This is a genomic window from Mycobacterium sp. TH-M82 (assembly GCF_057473605.1).
On record NZ_JBYCKY010000342.1, the window covers coordinates 1 to 4,142 of the forward strand.

The 4,142-nt window shown below is 60.1% G+C and carries 5 protein-coding genes and 1 tRNA gene; 4 read left to right on the forward strand and 2 right to left on the reverse strand.

Annotated features, from left to right (window positions below):
- Nucleotides 1-22 precede the first annotated feature (22 nt).
- The 4 genes from AC2VON_RS10575 (at nt 23) to AC2VON_RS10590 (ending at nt 2,665) form a co-directional block, all read left to right on the forward strand.
- Nucleotides 23-97, forward strand: a tRNA-Val gene (locus tag AC2VON_RS10575).
- Between the two features lie 106 nt (nt 98-203).
- Nucleotides 204-416, forward strand: a complete 213-nt coding sequence (locus AC2VON_RS10580; RefSeq protein WP_486952913.1) for a hypothetical protein — start codon at nt 204-206, stop codon at nt 414-416.
- Between the two features lie 264 nt (nt 417-680).
- Nucleotides 681-1,778 (forward strand): ParA family protein, encoded by a 1,098-nt coding sequence (locus AC2VON_RS10585; protein WP_486952914.1) that lies wholly within the window; start codon nt 681-683, stop codon nt 1,776-1,778.
- Nucleotides 1,775-2,665 (forward strand): SIR2 family NAD-dependent protein deacylase, encoded by an 891-nt coding sequence (locus AC2VON_RS10590; RefSeq protein ID WP_486952915.1) that lies wholly within the window; start codon nt 1,775-1,777, stop codon nt 2,663-2,665. The genes AC2VON_RS10585 and AC2VON_RS10590 overlap by 4 nt, the downstream gene beginning before the upstream one ends.
- A gap of 351 nt (nt 2,666-3,016) precedes the next feature.
- Here AC2VON_RS10590 and AC2VON_RS10595 read toward each other — a convergent pair whose 3' ends face one another.
- Together AC2VON_RS10595 and AC2VON_RS10600 are read right to left on the reverse strand one after the other, a co-directional pair.
- Nucleotides 3,017-3,316 (reverse strand): hypothetical protein, encoded by a 300-nt coding sequence (locus AC2VON_RS10595; protein WP_486952916.1) that lies wholly within the window; start codon nt 3,314-3,316, stop codon nt 3,017-3,019.
- Nucleotides 3,317-3,679: 363 nt separating this feature from the next.
- Complete coding sequence (locus AC2VON_RS10600) at nt 3,680-4,048, reverse strand: hypothetical protein (protein WP_486952917.1); 369 nt, start codon at nt 4,046-4,048, stop codon at nt 3,680-3,682.
- Nucleotides 4,049-4,142: the final 94 nt, after the last annotated feature.

The following is a 4,142-nucleotide window of genomic DNA, read 5'->3' on the forward strand; positions in this document are numbered from 1 at the left end:
CACCTCCGCTTTCGAACCCCCAGCGCGATTAGCTCAGCGGGAGAGCGCTTCCCTGACACGGAAGAGGTCACTGGTTCAATCCCAGTATCGCGCACCACGTTCGATGCAGTTCAGAGGTCATTCTCAGTCCACGAACCCGGACGCATGACCTCAATGTGACCTGACAGCGCACGGCGCTAGCAACCACACCGAGAGGTAGCTAGATGCACACATCACCGCCCGCCAACGTGCCCGCACCCGCCGACGCCACCCACGTCGGAAATTGGATAACCGACGACGACACCGGCGAAGCGCTGCGCCATTTCACTGGCAGCCGCCACTACACCGGCGCGCGCAAGCACGAAAGCGTGTCCATCATCGGCCGCCAGGACACCAACGGCGCGGTCGATTCGGACCGTCGGCATCCACGTCGATGACGTTCTCACTGCGACCGCGGCGCGCGAGCTGGCCGCCGCGCTGCTCGCCGCGGCCGACGAAACCGAGCGGCTCGCCGAACCGTCGGCCTGAGCCCCTACGCGAGCGGCCAGCAATCCCACGCGGGGCGGCTGGCCGCTTTCGCGTCGACAGCCGGTCAGAACAGCGGATCGGCGCGCCACCGTGGCGAAGTCGCCTTCCGAAGAACCGGGCCCGCCGAAAGCTGACCAAGCTACGCTTTGCTTCAACGCCTGCGCCGTCACGTGTTGATCGCGCAGTACCGAAACTTGGAGGGAATCGAGCACTTGCCGACGATAAAAGAGCCGCGCGCACTAGCCTTCATCAATAACAAGGGCGGAGTTGGAAAAACAACTCTTTCATGCAATATGGCATATCATCTCGCACGATATTCGAAAAAACGAATCCTGTTCGTCGACCTCGACCCACAATGTAATGCCACGCAGCTTCTGCTCTCTGACGACCAGTGGGACAGTATTTTTGGCAAACAAACGAACCCCAACGACAAGCGCACCGTTCTCTACGCGCTCTCCAATGTGCGACGAGGTGATTCAGGAATTGAACGAGGATACGAGACAACACGGAGTGAACGGTTTGAGCTAGATGTGTTGCCGGGGCACCCCAGCCTCGCGCTCCTTGAAGATACGTTCAGCTCATCCTGGGAGGCCTTCCAGACTGGCGATCTGGGCGGCGCACGAAGGACACATTGGGTGGCGCAGCTGATCGCCACCGCAACTGAGTACGACATCGTAATAATTGATGTCGGCCCAAGCCTTGGCGCACTGAATCGCACGGTACTGATTGGCTCGGATTACTTTGTAACACCTACGGCAGCTGACCTGTTCAGCCTTTTCGCACTTGAGAATATCGGCGCCTGGATTCAAACATGGTCGAGACGATACGTCCGTGGTGTCGAGCAGGTGAGAGATGCTTTTCCCGCTGAGGCCGACGACATCATCCCGAGCCAAGGAGGCCTTACGGCCACATATCTCGGCTACACGATCCAGCAATACGTTACGAAGGCGCGTGAAGGGAAACTGCGAAACGTTCGTGCTTATGACAGATACAAACGCCAAATTCCGACCAAAGCAAAGAAGCTGGCAACCGCCGTTGGCACACCCGTCAAGGCGGGACGGGTCAACGAACTCAACCTGGGCATAGTCCCTAACATGTTCGCTATGGTGCCTTTGGCTCAGGCCCATCACGCGCCAATCGCGTCTCTCACACAGGCCGATGGCTTACGAGGCGCGCAATTCAACCAACAGAGTCGATACGCCGAACAACTAGACGACATCGGCCAGCGACTAGCCCGCCGGTTAAGTGCAGCCGAGGCCGATACATTATGAGCCCGCGGGCTACTTTGCCAGACTGGCCCGACGTTCTGATCGACAGAATTAGTCAGCAGGACTATGTTCTAGTAATTGGCGCTGGAATCTCGTCCAACAGCAAGAACGCATTAGGGCTCTCGCCACCAAGATGGCGAGAGTTAATCGAAGCCTTGTCGAAGAAGTTCTTGTCCGGAAGTAGAACCCGTGCAGCTGAGGTCAAACGCGCTATCGAAGCGCATGATTTGCTTACGGCAGCTGAGATAATCCAACATCATTGTGATGTGACTTCTAGACTCGACGATTTCAGAAACGAAATTGCACTTCAAGTGGACGGAGGGGTTACCTCTGAATCTGCATTCCAAAAGAACGATATTCATGATCTACTGTCGGCCTTAGATCCTCGCATTATTGTTACGACCAATTACGACAAAATCCTCGACCGGCACTTTAAGGACGGGTTCAGAATCCTATCCTATGAAAGCGCTGAGATTGCGTCAATAGTGCGCCAAGGGCAACCGGTAATTTTGAAGTTACACGGATCTGTTGACCATTCGTCGAGAACAATACTGACGAGATTAGACTTTACAAGGCTTCGACGAGAGGGCAGGCACGCTCTAGACACGCTCGAAGCGCTACTTCTAACTCGTACCGCGTTATTCATCGGTTACAGTCTCGATGATCCTGACCTTCGCCTAATACTGGAAAACCAATTTGGCGCCAAGGGCGCGCGCCCCGCGCACTATTTGCTAACTCAGCGGGAGAAGTCCGATATTCGTCGAGCGCTCTTTCGTGAAGCCTATGGGGTTAATCTGCTTGAATACGCAGGAGATCACTTGACAGCAACGACGAAGAGTTTGGAAAAGCTAGTGGCGCTGGTAGAAGGCAAACGAAAAATTAGTCCGTAGCGCACCCACAAGCCTCAGCGACGGTAGACGCTGGCCGGTCACCTTTGTTCCGCCCCATGAACCTCGAACCCTTTTCACCCTCGTGACTTCGGCGGCGACAAAGCTTCTTTCACATCGAACGGTTCGTCGGGCATTGTGATCGCCTCCTCGATCCCTCGCTGGTCGTCGCCTGTGGGCCAGCGCGATGTAGACGCCCAGGCCGCCCTGGCGGCGCACCACGCGTTGTGTGCGGCCGTCGCGCGCCACGGATCGCAATGCGAGCCGCGCGGCGCCCACCGCTCAACGTCGAAACTCAGCAGTTCCTCCGGTGCTGCCGGATGCAAACGTTGTTTACGTCGATAGCCCACCGGGTCAGCTCCCCTCGATGTCGTCGAGGGCACCCTTCGGCAGGCCCAACGCGCCGACCACCTTCGCCAGCGCGAGGGTCTGTTGCCGGGCCTCGACGGCCGCCGGGTGCAACCGCGGGCCCTGCGGAGAGTCGATTACCGCACCGGTTTCTGCGACTTTCTGCCGCAAATCGGCGATGAAATCGCGGATTCTGCACGCCTCCTCAAGCAACACCAGCTCGGGCGCGTCCAGCTCGTATTCGCCGGTCACCGCGTTCCACAGGCGGCGGCCGGGTGTGCTCAGGCCGCGGGGTCTACTCGCCATCAGGCACCCCCAAGGCCCGAATGTTTCAGCCCGGCAGGGGTAGAAACCCGCCTGTGCCACGGGAGGCGGCCGGGCGCGTTGCGGGGGTATCCCCCACCCTCTCGTTGGCCTGCGACGATGGGTGTAGACGATCCGTCGCCGGCGGTTTGCTCGGCTGTCGGCGGGTGTGGTTGTGGTGGTGTCATCGTGTGGGCTACCTCGTCGCCCTGGTGCTCGTCGTCATGTTGGTTGGCCAGGCGGCCCGGCCGTGTTCACGCGCCAACGTCGGCACGGCCGGGCCTACCTGGGTACGGTTCCCGGTGAGCTTCCCGCGCGGGAGAAAGGAGCCAACGTCCACGGGTGATGGCGCTCACCGGCCGCGGTCTATCCGGCGAACGCGCGGGCGCGGGCGTTCTGCTCGCGGCGGATGCGGTCGCGCTCCTGGGCTTCGGCCTTCTCGCGTTGGTAGGCGGGTTGGGCGGCCTCGACGGCCTGGGCCTGGGTGGGGAACCAGAGGGTGTTCTTGCGGGTGAGGCCGTCGAGGAACTGTGCGGCGACGCTGGGCCCGCGGCCTGGCTTGTCGGGGTTCTTCCAGCGGGACGCATCGACGGGGCCGACGCGCAGCGACTCGTAGCCGCCGCGGTACAGGTAGCCGTCGCGCAGGCTGTAGAGGGTGTCCAGCTCGGCGGCCACGGTGTCGACCTCTGCGACGAGCTGCGCGCCTTTGTGGTCGCCGTCGCGGACAAGCTGCATCCCTCTCTGTCAACCTTGAGTGAGACACTTCGAGGCGAGGTGTTTAACGAGTCCGAGGGCGAGTACGGAGAGAACAAGGTTGAGCAACAACGGT

Excerpts from the sequence above, each read along its gene's own strand:
- AC2VON_RS10580 (WP_486952913.1), top strand. The coding sequence starts at position 204 with ATGCACACATCACCGCCCGCCAACGTGCCCGCACCCGCCGACGCCACC.
- AC2VON_RS10590 (WP_486952915.1), top strand. The coding sequence starts at position 1,775 with ATGAGCCCGCGGGCTACTTTGCCAGACTGGCCCGACGTTCTGATCGAC.
- AC2VON_RS10595 (WP_486952916.1), bottom strand. The coding sequence starts at position 3,316 with ATGGCGAGTAGACCCCGCGGCCTGAGCACACCCGGCCGCCGCCTGTGG.
- AC2VON_RS10600 (WP_486952917.1), bottom strand. The coding sequence starts at position 4,048 with ATGCAGCTTGTCCGCGACGGCGACCACAAAGGCGCGCAGCTCGTCGCA.